The organism is Azotobacter salinestris (assembly GCF_009363155.1).
Lineage (GTDB): Bacteria > Pseudomonadota > Gammaproteobacteria > Pseudomonadales > Pseudomonadaceae > Azotobacter > Azotobacter salinestris.
This window is the reverse complement of the sequence record NZ_CP045302.1, coordinates 1,562,831-1,580,163: the sequence shown is the minus strand read 5'-3', so window position 1 is coordinate 1,580,163 and position 17,333 is coordinate 1,562,831. Positions and strand designations below refer to the sequence as shown.

Here is a 17,333-nt window from a genome sequence, read left to right as displayed (position 1 = left end):
CATTTCCCCCGCAGGCTTGCGGCAGCTCGACGGAAGTTCCAAGCTAGTTCCATGAAAACCACTACCCGCATCCTCCTCAACTGCGACATGGGCGAGAGCTTCGGGGCCTGGAGGATGGGCAACGATGCGCTCGCCATGCCGCTGATCGACCAGGCCAACCTGGCTTGCGGCTTCCATGCCGCCGACCCCCTGACCATGCAGCACAGCGTGGCCCTCGCGGTGCGCCACGGGGCGAGCATCGGCGCGCATCCGGCCTACCCGGACCTGGCCGGCTTCGGCCGTCGCCACATGGACTGCTCGGCCGACGAGGTGCGCGCCCAGGTGCTCTATCAGCTCGGCGCGCTGGACGCCTTCTGCCGCGCCGCCGGCACCTGCATCGACTACGTCAAGCCGCACGGCGCGCTGTACAACGACCTGGTGCGCGACGACGAACTGCTCGCCGCCGTGCTGGAGGCCTGCGCGGCATTCCGTCCGGGTCTGCCGCTGATGGTCCTGGCGCTGGCCGACAACGCCCGCGAGCGCCGGCTCGCCGAGGCCGCCGGAGTGCCGCTGCTGTTCGAGGCCTTCGCCGACCGCGCCTATCTGTCCGACGGCCGGCTGGCGCCGCGCCGCCTGAGCGGGGCGGTACACCGCGAGCCCGAGCGCATCCTCGCCCAGGCCCTGGCCATCGCCCGCGGCGAGTCCTTCCCGGACCTCGACGGCAAACCGCTGTGCTTGCGCGCCGACAGTCTCTGCGTGCACGGCGACAATGCCGAGTCGCTGGCCGTACTGCGCCGCCTGCGCGCGGCCCTCGACGGCCTCTGATGCGTCTCGAGCCGGTCGGCGCCGAAGCCCTGCTGCTGGTCCTGGCCGAGCAGCCGGATGCCGATCTGCCGCTGCGCATCGCCGCCCTGGCCGACCGGATCCACCTCGAACTCGGGCCGCTGCTCGTCGACCTGGTGCCCGGCTGGACCACCCTGCTGCTGCATTACGACCTGCTGCGTACCGACCACCTGCAGCTCGGCAAGCGCCTGCTGCCCCTGCTCGAGGACTGGTGCGCCGAGGCGCAGCCTCCGCGCAGCGGACGTCTGCACGAGATTCCCGTCTGGTATGCCGGCGAGGACCTGGCCGAGGTGGCCCGCGCCTGCGTCTTGAGCGAGGCCGAGGTGATCGCCCTGCACAGCGGCATGGAGTACCGGGTCGGCGCCATCGGCTTCGCCCCGGGCTTCGCCTATCTGGGCGAGCTGGACGCGCGCCTGGCCCTGCCGCGCCGGCGCACGCCGCGCATCCGGGTGCCGGCCGGCTCGCTGGCCATCGCCGAGCGGCAGACGGCGGTCTATCCCCAGGCTTCGCCGGGGGGCTGGCACCTGATCGGGCGCTGTCCGCGGCACCTGTTCGACGCCCATGCCAAGCCGCCCTGTCCGCTGGCGGTGGGCGACCGGGTGCGCTTCCTCGCCATCGACGAGGCGACCTTCCGCGCCGAGGGCGGTGTGCCGTGACGGGCCTTGCGGTGATCCGCCCCGGTCCGCTCAGCCTGCTGCAGGATGCCGGCCGCCTGGGCTGGCAGCACCTCGGCGTGTCGCCTGCGGGCCCGCTGGACATTCATGCGGCGGCCTGGGCCAATCGCCTGCTGGACAACCGCCGGGGCACGCCGCTGGTGGAGATCGCTCTCGGCGGCACGGAGCTGCAAAGCGCAATAGACACCTGGGTGGCGGTCTGCGGTGCCGAGCTGGATATCCGGCTGGACGGCGCGCCGCGGCCGAACTGGTCACGCTTCGCCGTGCGCGCCGGTCAGCGGCTTGGCCTCGGCTTCGCGCGCAGCGGCCAGCGCGCCTACCTGGCGGTGGCAGGGGGCTTTCGCGCCGGCGCGGTGCTGGGCAGCGTGGCCACCCAGACCCGTGAGGGCCTCGGCGGTCTGCACGGCGACGGCCGGTCCCTGTGCGCCGGAGACGTGCTGCCCTGCGCGCCGGCCAGCCTGCCCGGCGCAGCCAGCGTGCCCTGGCGCTTCGTGCCGGACTACCGGGCCGAGCCCTGCCTGCGGGTGATGCTCGGCGGCGACGCCGGGGATTTTTCCGTGGCCGATCGCCAGCGCTTCTTCGCCCAGCCCTGGCGCCTCAGCCCGCAGTCCGATCGCATGGGCACGCGCCTTTCCGGCGAACCCTTGCGGGCGCCCACGCGGCAGTGGTCGCTGGGCGTGGCCACGGGGGCGATCCAGGTACCGCCTGATGGCCAGCCGATCGTACTGATGGCCGACCGGCAGACCATGGGCGGCTATCCCATTCTCGGCTGGGTGCATCCGCTGGATCTGGGATTGCTGGCTCAGTGCCCGGCGCATCGGACGGTGCGCTTCGCGCGGGTGAGGGTGAAGACGGTGCAGGAGGAGGTGCGGGAGTTCTATCGGTTCTTCGGACGCTGAGCGCTTGAGGGACACAAGCTTGGTTTTCTCTTGCCAGACCTGCATGCTCAATCGCGACGCTTTCCTCGGCCCGAACTACAGATTTCGCCTTGCACGGCGACTTACTTTTTTCAGTCGCGAAAAAAGTAAGCAAAAACGCTTGCCCCTGTCATCCGGCCCCGCCTGTGGCGGGGTTCCCTCCCTCCGTCGTTGCTCCAAGGGCTCGCTACGAAGGGCCATCCATGGCCCTCGCAGCTCTCGCGGCATCCATGCCGCTCGACCCTTTGCGCAACGACTTCGCTCGGCCTCCTGAAAGGGGCATTCGGAGCTGCCTGGAAATTTCTGCATCAGCAGCAAGAAGAGCTTTTGGGCTTCTACCCAACTATCAGCCGCCACCCCACTCCCGTCAGGAGGCCGAGCGCAGGCATTGCGCAGGGGGACGCGAGGCATGGACGCCGAGCGAATCACGAAGGGACAGGGACGCCCCTTCGTGACGGCCCCCGGAGCAGTGCCGGAGCGAGGGAACCCGTAGCGGAGCGCAGCGCAGTGAAGGGCCGGATGTCGGGCGCGCTTTCTCTTTGGTTACTTTCTCTTTCGCGCGAGCAAAGAGAAAGTGACTCGCCGTGCAAGGCGAAACCTGTCGGTCCGGCCGAGGAAAGCGCGACGTTATGACCGCGGAAAAGGGGCCGCCACTCCCAGCATACTCACACGAACCGCTCCGCATAATGACAAGCCACCTCCCTCCCATCCACCTCCCGCAATGCCGGCACCTCCACTCGGCAGCGCTCCGTCGCATACGGACAGCGCGGATGGAACACGCAACCGGCCGGCGGCTCCAGCGGGTTGGGCGGCTCGCCAGCGAGGCGGACGCGCTGGTGGCCCGGCTCGGGGTGCAGGCTCGGCGTGGCGGCGAGCAGGGCCTGGGTGTAGGGGTGCAGCGGCTTTTGGTAGATCCGTTCGGCGGGGCCGAGCTCCATGGGCCGGCCGAGGTACATCACCAGCAGGCGGTCGGCGATGTGGCGTACCACCGCCAGGTTGTGGGAGATGAACACATAGGCGGTGCCGAATTGCTGCTGCAGCTCCAGGAACAGGTTGAGCACCTGGGCCTGCACCGACACGTCGAGCGCCGAAGTCGGCTCGTCGGCGACCAGCACCTTGGGGCGCAGCATCATCGCCCGGGCGATGGCGATGCGCTGGCGCTGGCCGCCGGAGAACATGTGCGGGTAGCGTGCGTAGTGCTCGGCGCGCAGGCCGACCCGGTCGAGCATCGCCAGCACCCGGACACGGCGCTCGGCGCCGGAAAGGTCGGTGTTGATGGCCAGCGGTTCGGCCAACTGGTCGCCGATCCGCCGGCGCGGGTTGAGCGAGGCGTAGGGGTTCTGGAAGACCATCTGCACGTCGCGGCGCAGCTGTCGGTGATCGGTGGCGGCGACGTCCCGGCCGGCGATCTGCAGCGAGCCGGCGGTCGGCGCCTCGATCAGGGTCAGGGCGCGAGCCAGGGTCGACTTGCCGCAGCCGGACTCGCCGACCACCGCCAGGGTCTCGCCGGCCTCGAGTGCGAAGGACAGGCCGTTCAACGCCTGGACGCGGGCGGCGGGGCGGAACAGGCCGCGGGAGACGCGGTAGTGACGGATCAGGTCGCGGGCGATCAGCACCGGGCTCATGGGCTCTCCTGGTTGCGCGGGTGATAGCAGCGCGCCTGGCTCTGCCGCTTGGCCTCCAGCGGCGGGCGCAGGGCGCGGCAGTCGTCCTGCACGTAGGCGCAGCGCGGTGCCAGCAGGCAGCCGATCGGGCGGTCGTGGTGGCCGGGGACGCTGCCCGGCAGGCCGCGCAGCGGGCGGCGTGCGGTGCCGGCCTCCGGCAGGGCGGCGAGCAGCGCCTCGGTGTAGGGGTGCGCCGGGGCGTCGAACAGGCCGGGCAGGGCGCCGACCTCGACCGCCTGGCCGGCGTACATGACGCAGACCCGGCTGGCGCATTCGGCGACCACGGCGAGGTCGTGGCTGATCAGCAGCAGGGCCATGCCGCGCTCGCGCTGCAGGTTCAGCAGCAGCTCGAGGATCTGCGCCTGGATGGTCACGTCTAGGGCGGTGGTCGGCTCGTCGGCGATCAGGAGAAGCGGCTCGGCGGCGATCGCCAGGGCGATGGCCACGCGCTGGGCCATGCCGCCGGAGAGCTGGTGCGGATAGGCCTCCAGGCGGCTGGCGGCGGCCGGGATCTCGACCTGTTCGAGCAGTTCCAGGGCGCGCCGGCGGGCGGCGGCACCGCGCAGGCCGAGGTGCTGGCGCAGCACTTCCTCGAGCTGGAAGCCGACACGGTAGCTGGGGTCGAGGGCGGCCAGCGGGTCCTGGAAGACCATCGCCAAGTCCTTGCCGAGCAGCCTGCGCCGCTGGCGCCCGCCGAGGGCGAGCAGGTCGTGGCCGGCGAACTGCAGGCGCTCGGCAGCGACCCGGCCGGGCGGGTCGATCAGGCCGAGCAGGGCGAGCATGGCCTGCGACTTGCCGGAGCCGGACTCGCCGACGATGGCCAGCACCTCGCCGGCCTCCAGACGCAGGTCGAGGCCGTCCACCACCGGCGGGGCGTCGGCGGGGCCGTAGCGCACGCTGAGGTTGTCGATTTCCAGCAGGCTCATGGCATGCTCCTCAAGCCAGGTTCTTCAGCTTCGGGTCCAGCGCGTCGCGCAGGCCGTCGCCGACCAGGTTGATCGCCAGCACGCTCGAGAGGATGGCCAGGCCCGGCAGGGTCACCACCCACCAGGCACGTTCGATGTAGTCCCGCGCCGCGGCCAGCATGGTGCCCCATTCGGGCGTCGGCGGCTGCACGCCGAGGCCGAGAAAGCCCAGCGCGGCGGCGTCCAGGATGGCCGCGGAAAAGCCCAGGGTGGCCTGGACGATCAGGGGCGCCAGGCAGTTCGGCAGCACCGCGACGAACATCAGGCGCAGCCGTCCGGCGCCGGCCAGCTGCGCGGCGGTGACGTAGTCGCGGTGGATCTCGCCGAGCACCGCGGCGCGGGTCAGGCGCACGTAGGCGGGCAGCGAGACGATGGCGATCGCCAGCACGGTGTTGAGCAGCCCCGGACCGAGCACGGCGACCACCGCCACCGCCAGCAGCAGGGCGGGCAGCGCCAGCATGACGTCCATCAGGCGCATGATCGCAGGGCCGAGCAGGCGCGGGAAGAAGCCGGCACAGAGGCCGAGCAGCACGCCGGGCAGCAGCGACAACGCCACCGAGGCCAGGCCGATCAATAGCGACAGACGCGCCCCATGGATCAGCCGCGAGAGCAGGTCGCGGCCCAGTTCGTCGGTGCCGAGCAAAAAGCGGGCTTGTCCGCCCTCCAGCCAGGCTGGCGGGGCGAGCATGAAGTCGCGGTGCTGGGCGGCGGGATCGAAGGGCGCGAGCCAGGAGGCCAGCAGCGCGCAGGCGGCGAGCACGGCGAGAAACAGCAGGGCGGCGAGGGCGCCGCGGTTGCGCGCGAAGGCCTGGCAGAACTCGCGCAAGGGCGAGGGGTAGGCCGACTCGGCGGCAAGAGAGGCAAGTGTGTTCATCGGTCAACCCTGGTGAAATTCATGAGCCATGCGTGGTTCCCACGCAGGCGTCCGGGAGCGTCGGCGTTCACAACGGGTTCAGCGTCCATGGCGGATGCGCGGATTGGCCAGGCCATAGAGGATGTCCACGACGAAGTTGGTCAGGATGACCAGCGCGGCGATCAAGAGGATGCCGTTCTGCACCACCGGGTAGTCGCGGGCGCCGATGGCCTCGATCAGCCACTTGCCGATGCCCGGCCAGGAGAAGAGGGTCTCGGTGAGCACCGCGCCGGAAAGCAGCGAGCCGACCTGCAGGCCGAACACCGTGAGCACCGGGACCAGGGCGTTGCGCAGGGCGTGCACGAACACCAGCCGCGCCGGCGACAGGCCGCGGGCGCGGGCGGCGCGGATGTAGTCCTCGCGCAGCACTTCGAGCATCGCCGAGCGGGTCATGCGGGCGATCACCGCCAGCGGGATGGTGCCGAGCACGATGGCCGGCAGGATCAGGTGGCGCAGGGCGTCGAGGAAGGCGCCCTGCTCTTCGCTGAGCAGGGTGTCGATGAGCATGAAGCCGGTCACCGGCTCCACGTCGTAGAGCAGGTCGAGGCGCCCGGAGACCGGGGTCCAGCCGAGCTCTACGGAGAAGAACATGATCAGCACCAGCGCCCACCAGAAGATCGGCATCGAGTAGCCGGTCAGCGCCAGGCCCATGGTGCCGTGGTCGAGGATGGAGCCGCGCTTCAGTGCCGCGAGGGTGCCGGCGAGCAGGCCGAGGACGCAGGCCAGCAGCAGGGCGGCGAGGGCCAGCTCGACGGTGGCCGGAAACAGGCTGGCGAACTCGCTCCAGACGCTCTCGCGGGTGCGCAGCGACTGGCCGAGATCGCCTCGCGCCAGCTGGCCGAGGTAGTTCAGGTACTGCTCGTGCAGCGGCCGGTCGAGGCCGAGCCGGTGCATGGCCTCGGCGTGCATCTGCGGATCGAGGCGGCGCTCGCCCATCATCACCTCCACCGGGTCGCCGGGGATCAGGCGGATCAGGGCGAAGGTCAGCAGGGTCACGCCGAGGAAGGTGGGGATCAGCAGCCCGAGACGGCGGGCGAGGAAGGACAGCATACGCGGGGTTCACTCCGGGTCGCTGGCCGGAGTGCGGCGCACCCCGGCGAAGTTGTTGGTGCCCAGCGGGCTGATCACGAAGCCCTCGACGTCGCGGCGCACGGCGGCGAACTCGCGGGGATGGGCCAGGGGAATCCAGGGCGCCTGCTCGTGGAAGATCGCCAGGGCCTGGCGGTAGAGCGCAGCGCGCTGCGCCTGGTCGGTCGTGCGGCGCGCTTCGCGCAGCAGGGCGTCGAACCGTTCGTCGCACCAGCCGGCCTGGTTTTCGCCGGAGGCGGCGGCGGTGCAGGACAGATTGGGGGTGAGGAAGTTGTCCGGATCGCCGTTGTCGCCGGCCCAGCCCATGAACACCAGGTCGTGCTCGCCGTTCTTCGCCCGCTTGATCAGCTCGCCCCATTCCAGCACGCGGATCTCCGCCTGGATGCCGATAGCGGCCAGGTCGGCCTGCAGCAACTGGGCGCCGATGCCGGGGTTGGGATTGGTCGGCCCGCCGCCGGGGCGGGTCCAGATGCTCAGCTTCAGTCCTTGGGCGTGTCCGGCCTCGGCCAGCAGGGTGCGGGCCCACTCCGGATCGTGGGGCCAGCCGGCGAGCGCCGGGTCGGAGCCCCACAGGCTCGGCGGGTAGGGCGCCGCCGCCGGGGCGGCGCCGTCCTCGCCGTACTGGGCGCGCAGGTAGGCGGCCTTGTCGAGGGCGAGGTTGAGCGCCTGGCGCACCCGCACATCGTCGAGCGGCGGGTGACGGGTGTTGATGCCGATGTAGGCGACCAGCAGCGGCTCGTCCTCCAGCACCGCGATGCGTGGGTCCCTGCGCAGACCGGGCAAATCCACCGGACGCGGGTAGAGGGCGATCTGGCAGTCGCCGGCCTTGAGCTTCTGCACCCGCACGTTGGGCTCGGGGGTGATGGCGAAGATCAGCCGCTCGATGGCCGGTGCGCCGTCCCAGTAGTCGGGGTTGCGCCGGAAGCGCACCTGGGCGTCCTTCTCGTAGCGCTCGAAGATGAAGGGGCCCGTGCCCACCGGCTGGCTGTTGAGGCGCTCCGGGGTGCCGGCCGCCAGCAGCCGGTCGGCGTACTCGGCCGGGTAGATGGAGGCGAAGCCCATCGCCAGGTTGGCCAGGAAGGGCGCTTCCGGGTAGCGCAGGACGAAGCGCACGCGATGGTCGTCGAGCCGGTCGATGCGTGCTATCAGCTCGCCGACGGCCATCGACTCGGCATAGGGGAAGCCGCGCGGCGACAGCTTGTGCCAGGGGTGCGCGGGGTCGATCTGGCGCCGGAAGCTCCAGATCACGTCGTCGGCGTTGAACTCCCGGCTCGGCGCGAACCAGGGGGTGCGCTGGAACTTCACGCCGCGGCGCAGCTGGAAGGTGTATTCGAGGCCGTCGGCGGATACCTCCCAGCGTTCGGCGAGGGCGGGCAGCAGCTCGGTGCCGCCGGGGGCGAAGCGCAGCAGGCGGTCGAACACCGTCTCCGCCGAGGCATCGGCGCTGACGGCGGCGGTGTACTGGACGATGTCGAAGCCTTCCGGGCTGCCTTCGGTGCAGACCACCAGGCTGCTCGGTGCAGCCTGGACGGCGCCGGCGAGCAGGCCGGCGAGGAGGAGGGCGGTCGGGCGTCGGGGCATGGGGGCGTTCCGGTCGGCGGGCTCTGGCGCCACTCTAGCATCGGGCGCCCTGGCCTTCAGGGCATCTGCACCTCGATCACGCCGTCGGCGCTGATGCTCACCTGGCTGCTGCCGGCCTCGATCTCCTGCACCGGCGCGCCCGCCTCGCGGTCCATGGTCTTCATCATGGTGGCGCGGGCAAAGGGCGGCGGGGCAATCCCGCTGCTGTTGAGGTTCAGGCTGACCAGCTTGTAGCCGCTGCCGCCGAGCGCCCGGGTGGCGAGCTGGGCACGCTCGCCGAAGGCCTTCACGGCGTCCTGCAGCAGGGCGTCCTCGCTCTTCTTGCGCGTCGCATCGGCGATGGCGAAGCGCATGTCGCCGATCCGCAGCTCGCCGAGCAGGTCGGCGCTCAGCCGGGACAGGGCGGCGAAGTCGGCGCTTTCCAGGCGCAGCTCGGCACGCTCGCGCCAGGCGACGATCCGGCGGCCCTGATCGTCGTAGACCGGATGGCTGTTGCGGTTGCCGAGGCTGGCCTTCACCCCCGCCACCTGGCGCGCCCGCTCCAGCGCGCCGTTGAGGAGGCGGGTGATGTCGCCGGCCAACTGGCCCGGGTCCTTGTGCTGGGCTTCGGCGTAGAGGGTCACCAGCATCAGGTCGTGGGCGATCTCCCGGCTCGCCTCGGCGTGCAGGGAGATCCGGTTGTAGCGGGGGGCGTCCTCGGCCTGGGCCGGCAGGCTGGCCAGGGCGGCGAGGGCGAGGGGGGCGAGGCGGAGGCGGGGCATGGGGAATCCTTGTGTGGGCCGGAAGCGTATCCGTTGGACGTCGGACCAGACTCTAACGGCGTAGTCCGGTTTTTGCAGCTTTGCCTGCGTTCGGTTGACACATTCGGGCCGGCTGGTGGCAGGCTTTTGGGTATACTGGCCTCGCGCTCCCAGGCCCCCATGACAAGCCATTCCTATGCTCGCACCCGTTCAAATGTTGTCGGCCAGCCGCCACAATCTCCGCCGGCTCATCCTGATCCGCGTTCTCGTGCTGGGCGCCCAGGCCGGTTCGGTCGGGCTCGCCTATCTCACCGACCTGCTGCCGTTGCCCTGGCTGGCGCTCGCGGTCACCCTCAGCCTGTCGGCCATGCTCTGCCTGGCTGCTGCCCTGCGCCTGCACATGCAGTGGCCGGTGACCGATCTGGAATATGCCGGGCATCTGGCCTGCGATCTGATCATCCACAGCCTGCTGCTGTATTTCACCGGCGGCCCGACCAACCCCTTCGTCTCCTATTACCTGGTGCCGCTGACCATCGCTGCGGCGACCCTGCCCAGACGGCATACGGTGATGCTCGCCGGCCTGGCGCTGGTGGCCTATACCCTGCTGGTGTTCTGGTACAACCCGACCACCCTGCCGCCGGAGCATCGCGTCACCCTGCTGGTCTACGGCATGTGGCTGAGCTTCGCCCTGGCGGCAGGGCTGATCACCTTCTTCGTCGGCCGGATGGCCGGCGAGCTGCGTCGCCAGGAGGAGTTCCAGGCGACGCGCCGCGAGGAGAGCATGCGCGACCAGCAGCTGCTGGCGGTGGCCGCCCAGGCGGCCGGCGCCGCCCACGAGCTGGGCACGCCGCTGGCGACCATGAGCGTGCTGATCACCGAGCTGCGTCAGGAGCACGACGATCCGCTGCTGCAGGAGGATCTGGCGGTGCTGCAGGAGCAGGTGAAGCTGTGCAAGGACACCCTGCAGCAACTGGTGCGCGCCGCCGAGGCGGATCGCATGCAGACGGTTCAGGAGCAGAGCGCGGCGGCCTGGCTGGAAACGGCGCTCAATCGCTGGCATCTGATGCGCCCGGAGGCGAGCTATCGCTACGAGATCCTCGGCACGGGTTCCATGCCGCGGCTGGCGCCGGCGCCGGACCTGACCCAGTCGCTGCTCAACCTGCTCAACAACGCCGCCGACGCCTGTCCGGACGACCTGGACATCTGCCTCGACTGGGACATCGAGGAGCTGTGCATCAGTATCCGCAACCATGGCGAAGGCGTGCCGCTGGCGATTGCCGAGCAACTGGGCAAGCCTTTCTTTACCACCAAGGGCAAGGGCTTCGGCCTCGGCCTGTTCCTGAGCCAGGCCAGCGTGACCCGCGCTGGCGGTTCGGTGAAACTCTACAACCATGAGGAGGGCGGCACGCTGACCGAGTTGCGTCTGCCGCGCCTGGGTCCAGGAGACTACTATGAGTGAGCATCCGATCGAGGGAGAAGAGCAGCAGCCGCATCTGCTGCTGGTGGACGACGATACGACCTTCACCCGGGTCATGATGCGGGCCATGACCCGCCGCGGCTTCCGGGTGAGCTGCGCCAGTTCGGCGGAGGAGGGGCTGGAGCTGGCGACCCAGGACGTGCCCGACTATGCCGTGCTGGACCTCAAGATGGAGGGCGACTCGGGGCTGGTGCTGCTGCCCAAGCTGCTCGAGCTGGACAGCGAGATGCGCGTGCTGATCCTCACCGGCTACTCGAGCATCGCCACCGCGGTGGAGGCGATCAAGCGCGGGGCCTGCAACTACCTGTGCAAGCCGGCTGACGCCGACGACGTACTCACCGCGCTGCTTTCCGAGCATGTCGACCTGAACAGCCTGGTGCCGGACAACCCCATGTCGGTGGATCGCCTGCAGTGGGAGCACATCCAGCGCGTACTCAGCGAGAACGACGGCAACATCTCCGCCACCGCCCGGGCCCTGGGCATGCACCGGCGCACCCTGCAGCGCAAGCTGCAGAAGCGCCCGGTCCGTCGCTGAGGCGAGGGACTCCCACGGCCTGCCCTGAGCCCCTGGGCAGGCCGCATCGCCGCGCCGTGGGCGGATGCCGTTATGATAGGCGCCTATCGTTTTCCGGACCCTCCCCATGCTCGCGCTGTTCTCGCAAACTCTGGGCATCACCGCGCCGGTGTTCGCCATGCTGTTTCTCGGCGTCCTGCTGCGGCGTCTCGGCTGGATCGATGTCGCCTTCATCAATACGGCCTCGACGCTGGTGTTCAAGGGCACCATGCCGACCATGCTGTTCCTCGCGATCCTCAAGGCCGATCTGGATACGGCATTGCAGCCGGTGCTGCTCGGCTATTTCGCTCTCGCTTCCCTGGGAGGCTTCCTGCTCGCCTGGGCCTGGTCGCTGTGGCGCTGTCCGCGCGCCGACCGCGGCGTCTATGTCCAGGGGGCGTTTCGCGGCAACAACGGCATCGTCGGCCTGGCCCTGGCCACCAGCATGTACGGCGACTACGGCCTGTCCCTCGGTGGGGTGCTGGCCGGGGCGGTGATCCTGATCTACAACACGCTGGCCTCGGTGGTGCTGGCGCTCTACAGCCCGAACGCCCGAACCGATCCCTGGAGCATCGCCAAGAGCGTTCTCGGCAATCCGCTGATCATCGGCGTGCTGGCGGCGATCCCGTTCGCCTACTGGCATGTCGGCCTGCCGGCCTGGCTGCTCACCTCCGGCGACTACTTCGCGCAGATGACCCTGCCGCTGGCGCTGATCTGCATCGGCGGCACCATCTCCCTTGCGGCGCTGCGCGAGAGCGGCGCCATGGCGCTCGGCGCCAGTCTGTGGAAGATGATCTGGCTGCCCCTGCTGGCGACGCTCGGTGCCTGGGCCTGCGGTTTCCGTGGCGCCGAGCTCGGGGTGCTGTTTCTTTATTTCGCCAGCCCGACCGCCGCGGCCAGCTTCGTCATGGCCAGGGCGGTGGGCGGCAATCACCAGCTGGCCGCGGGCATAGTGGTGATCACCACGCTGATGGCGGCGGTGACCACCAATATCGGCATCTTCGTCCTGCAGTGGCTCGGCTGGATCTGAAGGCCGCAGGCTGGCCTCGGGCGGCGTAGCGCCCGGCCCAACCTGCCTCCGGCGCTCAGCGCTGCCGGTGCCAGGCGCGAGCGGCGATGACCAGCAGGGTCAGTGCGGTCAGCGGCAGCGCGTACCAGACCAGTGCGCTGTGCAGCAGGGCGACGGCCGAGGCGCCGGTGGCGAACAGCACCTGGTAGGCGGCGTAGGCCAGGTAGTAGCCGAAGAACAGCAGGCCCTCCCAGCGGTTGATGCGGTAGCCGGTGAAGAAGATCGGCAGGCAGGCCACCGCCACCGCGACCATCACCGGGTAGTCGAAGGCCAGGGCGTTGGGCGACACGCTGACTGGCCCCGGGGCGACCAGGCCGGCCAGACCGAGCACGCAGAGCAGGTTGAAGAGGTTGCTGCCGACGATGTTGCCCACGGCGATGTCGCGCTCGCCCTTGAAGGCGGCCATCACCGAGGTGGCCAGCTCCGGCAGCGAGGTGCCGGCGGCGATGATGGTCAGGCCGATCACCAGCTCCGAGAGGCCGAGCGCCCGGGCCAGGGTCACTGCGGCGTCGACCAGCAGGTCGGAGCCCCAGACCAGCAGAACCAGGCCGAGGACGACCAGCGCCAGATGACCGAGGACGGCGAAGCGCCCCTCGGCCCTTGCGCCGTATTCCTCTTCGAATTCGTTGGTTTCGCCGTTGCTCTTGGCGTGCAGGCTGCTGCGGATCTGGAAGGCGATGTAGGCGAGCAGGCTGCCGAACAGCAACAGGCCGTCCAGACGGCCGTAGCTCTGGTCGACGGCCAGCAGCCAGGCCAGCAGGCTGGCGCCGATCATGATCGGCACGTCGATGCGGATCAACTGGCGCGATACCGTCAAGGGAATGACCAGCGCGGACAGCCCGAGGATCATCAGCACGTTGAAGATGTTGCTGCCGAGGACGTTGCCCACAGCGAGGTCGCCCTGCCCGCCGCTGGCCGACTGCACGCTGACCGCCATCTCCGGGGCGCTGGTGCCGAAGGCGACCACGGTCAGGCCGATGACCAGCGGCGGGATGCCGAAACGGGCGGCCAGACGCGCGGCGCCGCGGACCAGAGCCTCGGCGCCGGCGACCAGCAGGGCCAGGCCGGCGATCAGGTAGACGAAAGTCATGAGGGTCATTCCAAGCTCCTTGTGGCGCCGTTCGGACCGGCGCCGATCCTTCAGTTGTCGAGGAGTTCCAGGCGCACCATGGCCACGCCGGCATTCAGCATTTCCAGCTGGCGGGCAGCCTTGTAGGACAGGTCGATGATCCGGCCGCGAGCATGGGGACCGCGGTCATTGATGCGCACCACCACGCTGCGGCGAGTGCGCAGGCTGGTCACCCGCACCCGACTGCCGAGCGGCAGGCTGCGATGGGCGGCCGTGAGGGCATTGCGGTCCACCAGCTCGCCACTGGCGGTGCGTTTGCCGTGATGATGGGCCGCATAGTGGGAGGCCAGGCCCTTGGCACTGTAGCGAGCGGCCTCAAGCTGTGGCGAGGCGTAACCGGCAAGCAGGACGAGCAGGAGGGTGAGTGGCAGTGTTCGCAGCATGTTCGAGGCTCCGGAAAGTGCAACGCCGGGCGGACCCGGCGTTGTCGCTGGCTCAGCCTTCGAGCTTCTTCTTCAGCAGTTCGTTCACCTGGCCGGGGTTGGCCTTGCCCTTGGAGGCCTTCATCGCCTGGCCGACGAAGAAGCCGAACATCTTGGCGCGCTTGGCTTCGTCGGCGACGCGGTACTGCTCGACCTGGGCGGTGTTGGCAGCCAGCACTTCATCCAGCATCGCCTCGATGGCACCGCTGTCGGTGACCTGCTTTAGGCCCTTCTTCTCGATGATTTCATCGGCGCTGGCGCCTTCGCCGGCAGCCAGGGCCTCGAACACCATCTTGGCGATCTTGCCGGAGATGGTGTTGTCCTGGATGCGCTGGATCAGGCCGCCTAGCTGCGCGGCGGATACCGGCGACTGCTCGATCTCCAGGCCTTCCTTGTTGAGCAGGCTGGACAGCTCGCCCATCACCCAGTTGGCCGCCAGCTTGGCATCGCCGCAGACCTCGAAAACCGCTTCGAAGTACTCGGCCATCTCGCGGCTGGCCGAGAGCACGCTGGCATCGTAGACGGACAGGCCGTATTGGCTCTCGAAGCGTGCGCGCTTCTCGTTGGGCAGCTCCGGCAGGCTTTCGCGCACGGCCTCGAGGAAGCTCTCCTCCAGCACCACCGGCAGCAGATCGGGGCAGGGGAAGTAGCGGTAGTCGTTGGCCTCCTCCTTGCCGCGCATGGAGCGCGTCTCGTCCTTGTTCGGGTCGTACAGGCGGGTTTCCTGAACCACCTTGCCGCCGTCCTCGATCAGCTCGATCTGCCGCTGGATCTCGTGGTTGATCGCCTTCTCGATGAAACGGAAGGAGTTGACGTTCTTGATTTCGGCGCGGGTGCCGAAGGCTTCCTGGCCCTTGGGGCGCACTGAGACGTTGCAGTCGCAGCGCAGCGAGCCCTCGGCCATGTTGCCGTCGCAGATGCCGAGATAGCGGACCAGCGCGTGGATCGCCTTGACGTAGGCCACAGCCTCCTTGGCCGAACGGATGTCCGGTTCGGAGACGATCTCCAGGAGCGGCGTACCGGCGCGGTTGAGATCGATGCCGGTCATGCCATGGAAGTCTTCGTGCAGACTCTTGCCGGCGTCCTCTTCCAGGTGCGCGCGGGTGATGCCGATGCGCTTGACCGTGCCGTCCTCCAGAGTGATGTCCAGATGGCCCTTGCCGACGATGGGCTTGTCCATCTGGCTGGTCTGATAGCCCTTGGGCAGGTCCGGGTAGAAGTAGTTCTTGCGGGCGAAGACGTTGGTGTGGCCGATTTCCGCCTCGATGGCCAGGCCGAAGCGGACCGCCATGCGCACCGCTTCCTCGTTGAGCACCGGCAGGGTGCCCGGCATGCCGAGGTCGATCAGGCTGGCCTGGGTATTGGGCTCGGCGCCGAAGCTGGTGGCGCTGCCGGAGAAGATCTTCGAGCGGGTGGCGAGCTGTGCGTGGATTTCCAGCCCGATCACGGTTTCCCATTGCATGTGCGTATTCCTCAGAAGCCTTCCGGAGCCTTTTCGTGCCAGTCGGTCACCTGCTGGTACTGGTGGGCGACGTTGAGCAGGCGACCTTCCTGGAAATAGGGCGCGAGCAGTTGCACGCCCACCGGCAGGCCGTCGACGAAGCCGGCCGGCATGGACAGGCCGGGAATGCCGGCGAGGTTGGCGGTGATGGTATAGATGTCCTCGAGGTAGGCGGCGACCGGGTCGTCGCCCTTCTCGCCAAGCCTCCACGCCGGGTTCGGGGTGGTCGGGCCGAGGATCAGGTCGACCTCCTGGAAGGCGCCGATGAAGTCGCTGCGGATCAGCCGGCGGATCTTCTGCGCCTTGAGGTAGTAGGCGTCGTAGTAGCCGGCGGAGAGGGCGTAGGTGCCGACCATGATGCGGCGCTTCACCTCCGCGCCGAAGCCCTCGCCGCGCGAACGCTTGTACAGGTCCTCGAGGCTCGAAGGGTTCTCGCAGCGGTAGCCGAAGCGCACGCCGTCGAAGCGCGACAGGTTCGAAGACGCCTCGGCCGGGGCGATCACGTAGTAGGCGGGGATCGCATGCTGCATGTTGGGCAGGCCGATCTCCTTCACCGTGGCGCCGAGCTTCTTCAGCTCCTCGACACAGGCCATCACCGCATCGGACAGGCGCGGGTCGAGGCCGGCGCCGAAGTATTCGCGCGGCAGGCCGATGCGCAGGCCGGCCAGCGGCTGGTTCAGCGCGGCCAGGTAGTCGTCGACCGGCGCATCGACACAGGTGGAATCCTTCGGATCGAAGCCGGCCATGGCGGAAAGCAGCAGGGCGCAGTCCTCGGCGCTGCGCGCCAGCGGACCGCCCTGGTCGAGGCTGGAGGCGTAGGCGATCATGCCCCAGCGCGATACCCGGCCGTAGGTGGGCTTGAGGCCGGTGAGGTTGGTCAGCGCCGCCGGCTGGCGGATCGAGCCGCCGGTGTCGCTGCCGGTGGCCGCCGGGACCAGCCGCGCTGCGACCGCGGCAGCGGAGCCGCCGCTCGAGCCGCCGGGTACGCACTCGGTGTTCCAGGGGTTCTTCACCGGGCCGTAGTGGCTGGATTCGTTGGCCGAGCCCATGGCGAACTCGTCCATGTTCAGCTTGCCGAGGCTCACGCAGCCGGCGGCGGCGAGCCTCTCCACCACGGTGGCGTCGTAGGGGGCGACGAAGTTGTCGAGGATCTTCGAGGCGCAGCTGGTGCGCACGCCCTTGGTGCAGAACAGGTCCTTGTGGGCAATCGGCGCGCCGAGCAGGGCGCCGCTCTCGCCGACGGCGCGCCGGGCGTCGGCGGCGCGCGCCTGTTCCAGGGCCTGTTCGGCGGTGACGGTGATGAAGCTGTTGAGCCTCGGGTCGAGGGCGGCGATGCGGGCCAGCAGGGCCTCGGTCAGCTCGACGGAAGAGAAGTCCTTGGCGGCCAGGCCGCGGGCGATTTGCGCCAGAGTCAGTCGATGCATCACTCGATCACCTTGGGAACCAGATACAGGCCGTTCTCCACGGCCGGGGCGATGGCTTGGAAGGCGTCGCGATGGTCGCCCTCGGTGACCTCGTCCGGACGCAGGCGCTGGGTGGCCTCCAGGGGGTGGGCCAGGGGCTCGATGCCATGGGTGTCGACGGCCTGCATCCGGTCGATCAGGCCGAGGATGTCGTTCAGGGTCTGGGTGGTACGTGGGAGCTCGGCGTCGTCCAGCCCCAGGCGGGCCAGATGGGCGATCTTTTCCACGTCGGAGCGTTCAAGCGCCATCGGGATTCTCCAGGAAAAACGGGCAGCCGGCCGCTGGTGGAAGGCCCGGGAACTGGGTCCCGGACGGGTGGTCGAAGGCCGCACTCGCCGGCCTTGCGGGCTGCTG

Annotated in this window: 17 protein-coding genes; 6 read left to right on the top strand and 11 right to left on the bottom strand. The window is 69.4% G+C overall.

Annotated elements, in window-relative coordinates:
* The first annotated feature begins 51 nt into the window (after nt 1-51).
* From GCU53_RS07470 to GCU53_RS07460, 3 genes are read left to right on the top strand one after another with little or no spacing between them, the layout of a single operon-like run.
* Entirely contained in the window at nt 52-804 is a 753-nt protein-coding gene (locus GCU53_RS07470; protein WP_152387060.1) for a 5-oxoprolinase subunit PxpA, read from the top strand.
* Nucleotides 801-1,478, top strand: a complete 678-nt coding sequence (pxpB, locus tag GCU53_RS07465; protein ID WP_208845502.1) for a 5-oxoprolinase subunit PxpB — start codon at nt 801-803, stop codon at nt 1,476-1,478. The genes GCU53_RS07470 and pxpB overlap by 4 nt, the downstream gene beginning before the upstream one ends.
* The gene (locus GCU53_RS07460; protein ID WP_208845453.1) at nt 1,475-2,395 is read left to right on the top strand and encodes a 5-oxoprolinase subunit C family protein; all 921 of its coding nucleotides are present in this window, start codon (nt 1,475-1,477) and stop codon (nt 2,393-2,395) included. The genes pxpB and GCU53_RS07460 overlap by 4 nt, the downstream gene beginning before the upstream one ends.
* A gap of 683 nt (nt 2,396-3,078) precedes the next feature.
* On the opposite strand, the gene GCU53_RS07450 is transcribed toward GCU53_RS07460, so the two are convergent.
* From GCU53_RS07450 to GCU53_RS07425, 6 genes are all read right to left on the bottom strand, one after another.
* Nucleotides 3,079-4,038, bottom strand: coding sequence for a peptide ABC transporter ATP-binding protein (locus GCU53_RS07450; RefSeq protein ID WP_152387058.1), 960 nt, complete (start codon nt 4,036-4,038; stop codon nt 3,079-3,081).
* Entirely contained in the window at nt 4,035-5,003 is a 969-nt protein-coding gene (locus GCU53_RS07445) for an ABC transporter ATP-binding protein (protein ID WP_152387057.1), read from the bottom strand. The genes GCU53_RS07450 and GCU53_RS07445 overlap by 4 nt, the downstream gene beginning before the upstream one ends.
* A gap of 10 nt (nt 5,004-5,013) precedes the next feature.
* The gene (locus tag GCU53_RS07440; protein WP_152387056.1) at nt 5,014-5,916 is read right to left on the bottom strand and encodes an ABC transporter permease subunit; all 903 of its coding nucleotides are present in this window, start codon (nt 5,914-5,916) and stop codon (nt 5,014-5,016) included.
* A gap of 78 nt (nt 5,917-5,994) precedes the next feature.
* Nucleotides 5,995-7,005: an ABC transporter permease subunit gene (locus GCU53_RS07435; protein ID WP_152387055.1), complete on the bottom strand. Its 1,011-nt coding sequence runs from the start codon at nt 7,003-7,005 to the stop codon at nt 5,995-5,997.
* Between the two features lie 9 nt (nt 7,006-7,014).
* Nucleotides 7,015-8,625: an ABC transporter substrate-binding protein gene (locus GCU53_RS07430; RefSeq protein ID WP_152387054.1), complete on the bottom strand. Its 1,611-nt coding sequence runs from the start codon at nt 8,623-8,625 to the stop codon at nt 7,015-7,017.
* A 56-nt stretch (nt 8,626-8,681) separates the two neighbouring features.
* Complete coding sequence (locus GCU53_RS07425; protein WP_152387053.1) at nt 8,682-9,386, bottom strand: SIMPL domain-containing protein; 705 nt, start codon at nt 9,384-9,386, stop codon at nt 8,682-8,684.
* A 175-nt stretch (nt 9,387-9,561) separates the two neighbouring features.
* Here GCU53_RS07425 and GCU53_RS07415 point away from each other — a divergent pair, with 175 nt between their 5' ends.
* The 3 genes from GCU53_RS07415 (at nt 9,562) to GCU53_RS07405 (ending at nt 12,425) form a co-directional block, all read left to right on the top strand.
* Nucleotides 9,562-10,824, top strand: coding sequence for an ATP-binding protein (locus tag GCU53_RS07415; protein ID WP_167520044.1), 1,263 nt, complete (start codon nt 9,562-9,564; stop codon nt 10,822-10,824).
* Complete coding sequence (locus tag GCU53_RS07410; protein WP_152387051.1) at nt 10,817-11,377, top strand: response regulator transcription factor; 561 nt, start codon at nt 10,817-10,819, stop codon at nt 11,375-11,377. The genes GCU53_RS07415 and GCU53_RS07410 overlap by 8 nt, the downstream gene beginning before the upstream one ends.
* Nucleotides 11,378-11,483: 106 nt before the next feature.
* On the top strand, nt 11,484-12,425 hold the full coding sequence (locus GCU53_RS07405; protein ID WP_152387050.1) for an AEC family transporter: 942 nt from the start codon (nt 11,484-11,486) through the stop codon (nt 12,423-12,425).
* A 55-nt stretch (nt 12,426-12,480) separates the two neighbouring features.
* Here GCU53_RS07405 and GCU53_RS07400 read toward each other — a convergent pair whose 3' ends face one another.
* Genes GCU53_RS07400 through gatC form a run of 5 tightly spaced genes read right to left on the bottom strand, consistent with a single transcriptional unit; the run spans nt 12,481 to nt 17,227 of the window.
* A complete protein-coding gene (locus GCU53_RS07400; protein WP_152387049.1) occupies nt 12,481-13,563 on the bottom strand; it encodes a calcium/sodium antiporter in 1,083 nt (360 codons plus the stop codon).
* A 41-nt stretch (nt 13,564-13,604) separates the two neighbouring features.
* Nucleotides 13,605-13,976 (bottom strand): septal ring lytic transglycosylase RlpA family protein, encoded by a 372-nt coding sequence (locus GCU53_RS07395; RefSeq protein WP_152387048.1) that lies wholly within the window; start codon nt 13,974-13,976, stop codon nt 13,605-13,607.
* A gap of 52 nt (nt 13,977-14,028) precedes the next feature.
* A complete protein-coding gene (gene gatB, locus GCU53_RS07390) occupies nt 14,029-15,477 on the bottom strand; it encodes an Asp-tRNA(Asn)/Glu-tRNA(Gln) amidotransferase subunit GatB (protein WP_152387047.1) in 1,449 nt (482 codons plus the stop codon).
* Between the two features lie 11 nt (nt 15,478-15,488).
* Nucleotides 15,489-16,940, bottom strand: coding sequence for an Asp-tRNA(Asn)/Glu-tRNA(Gln) amidotransferase subunit GatA (gene gatA / locus GCU53_RS07385; RefSeq protein WP_152387046.1), 1,452 nt, complete (start codon nt 16,938-16,940; stop codon nt 15,489-15,491).
* Complete coding sequence (gene gatC / locus GCU53_RS07380; RefSeq protein WP_152387045.1) at nt 16,940-17,227, bottom strand: Asp-tRNA(Asn)/Glu-tRNA(Gln) amidotransferase subunit GatC; 288 nt, start codon at nt 17,225-17,227, stop codon at nt 16,940-16,942. Before gatC ends, gatA begins: the two co-directional genes overlap by 1 nt.
* Nucleotides 17,228-17,333: the final 106 nt, after the last annotated feature.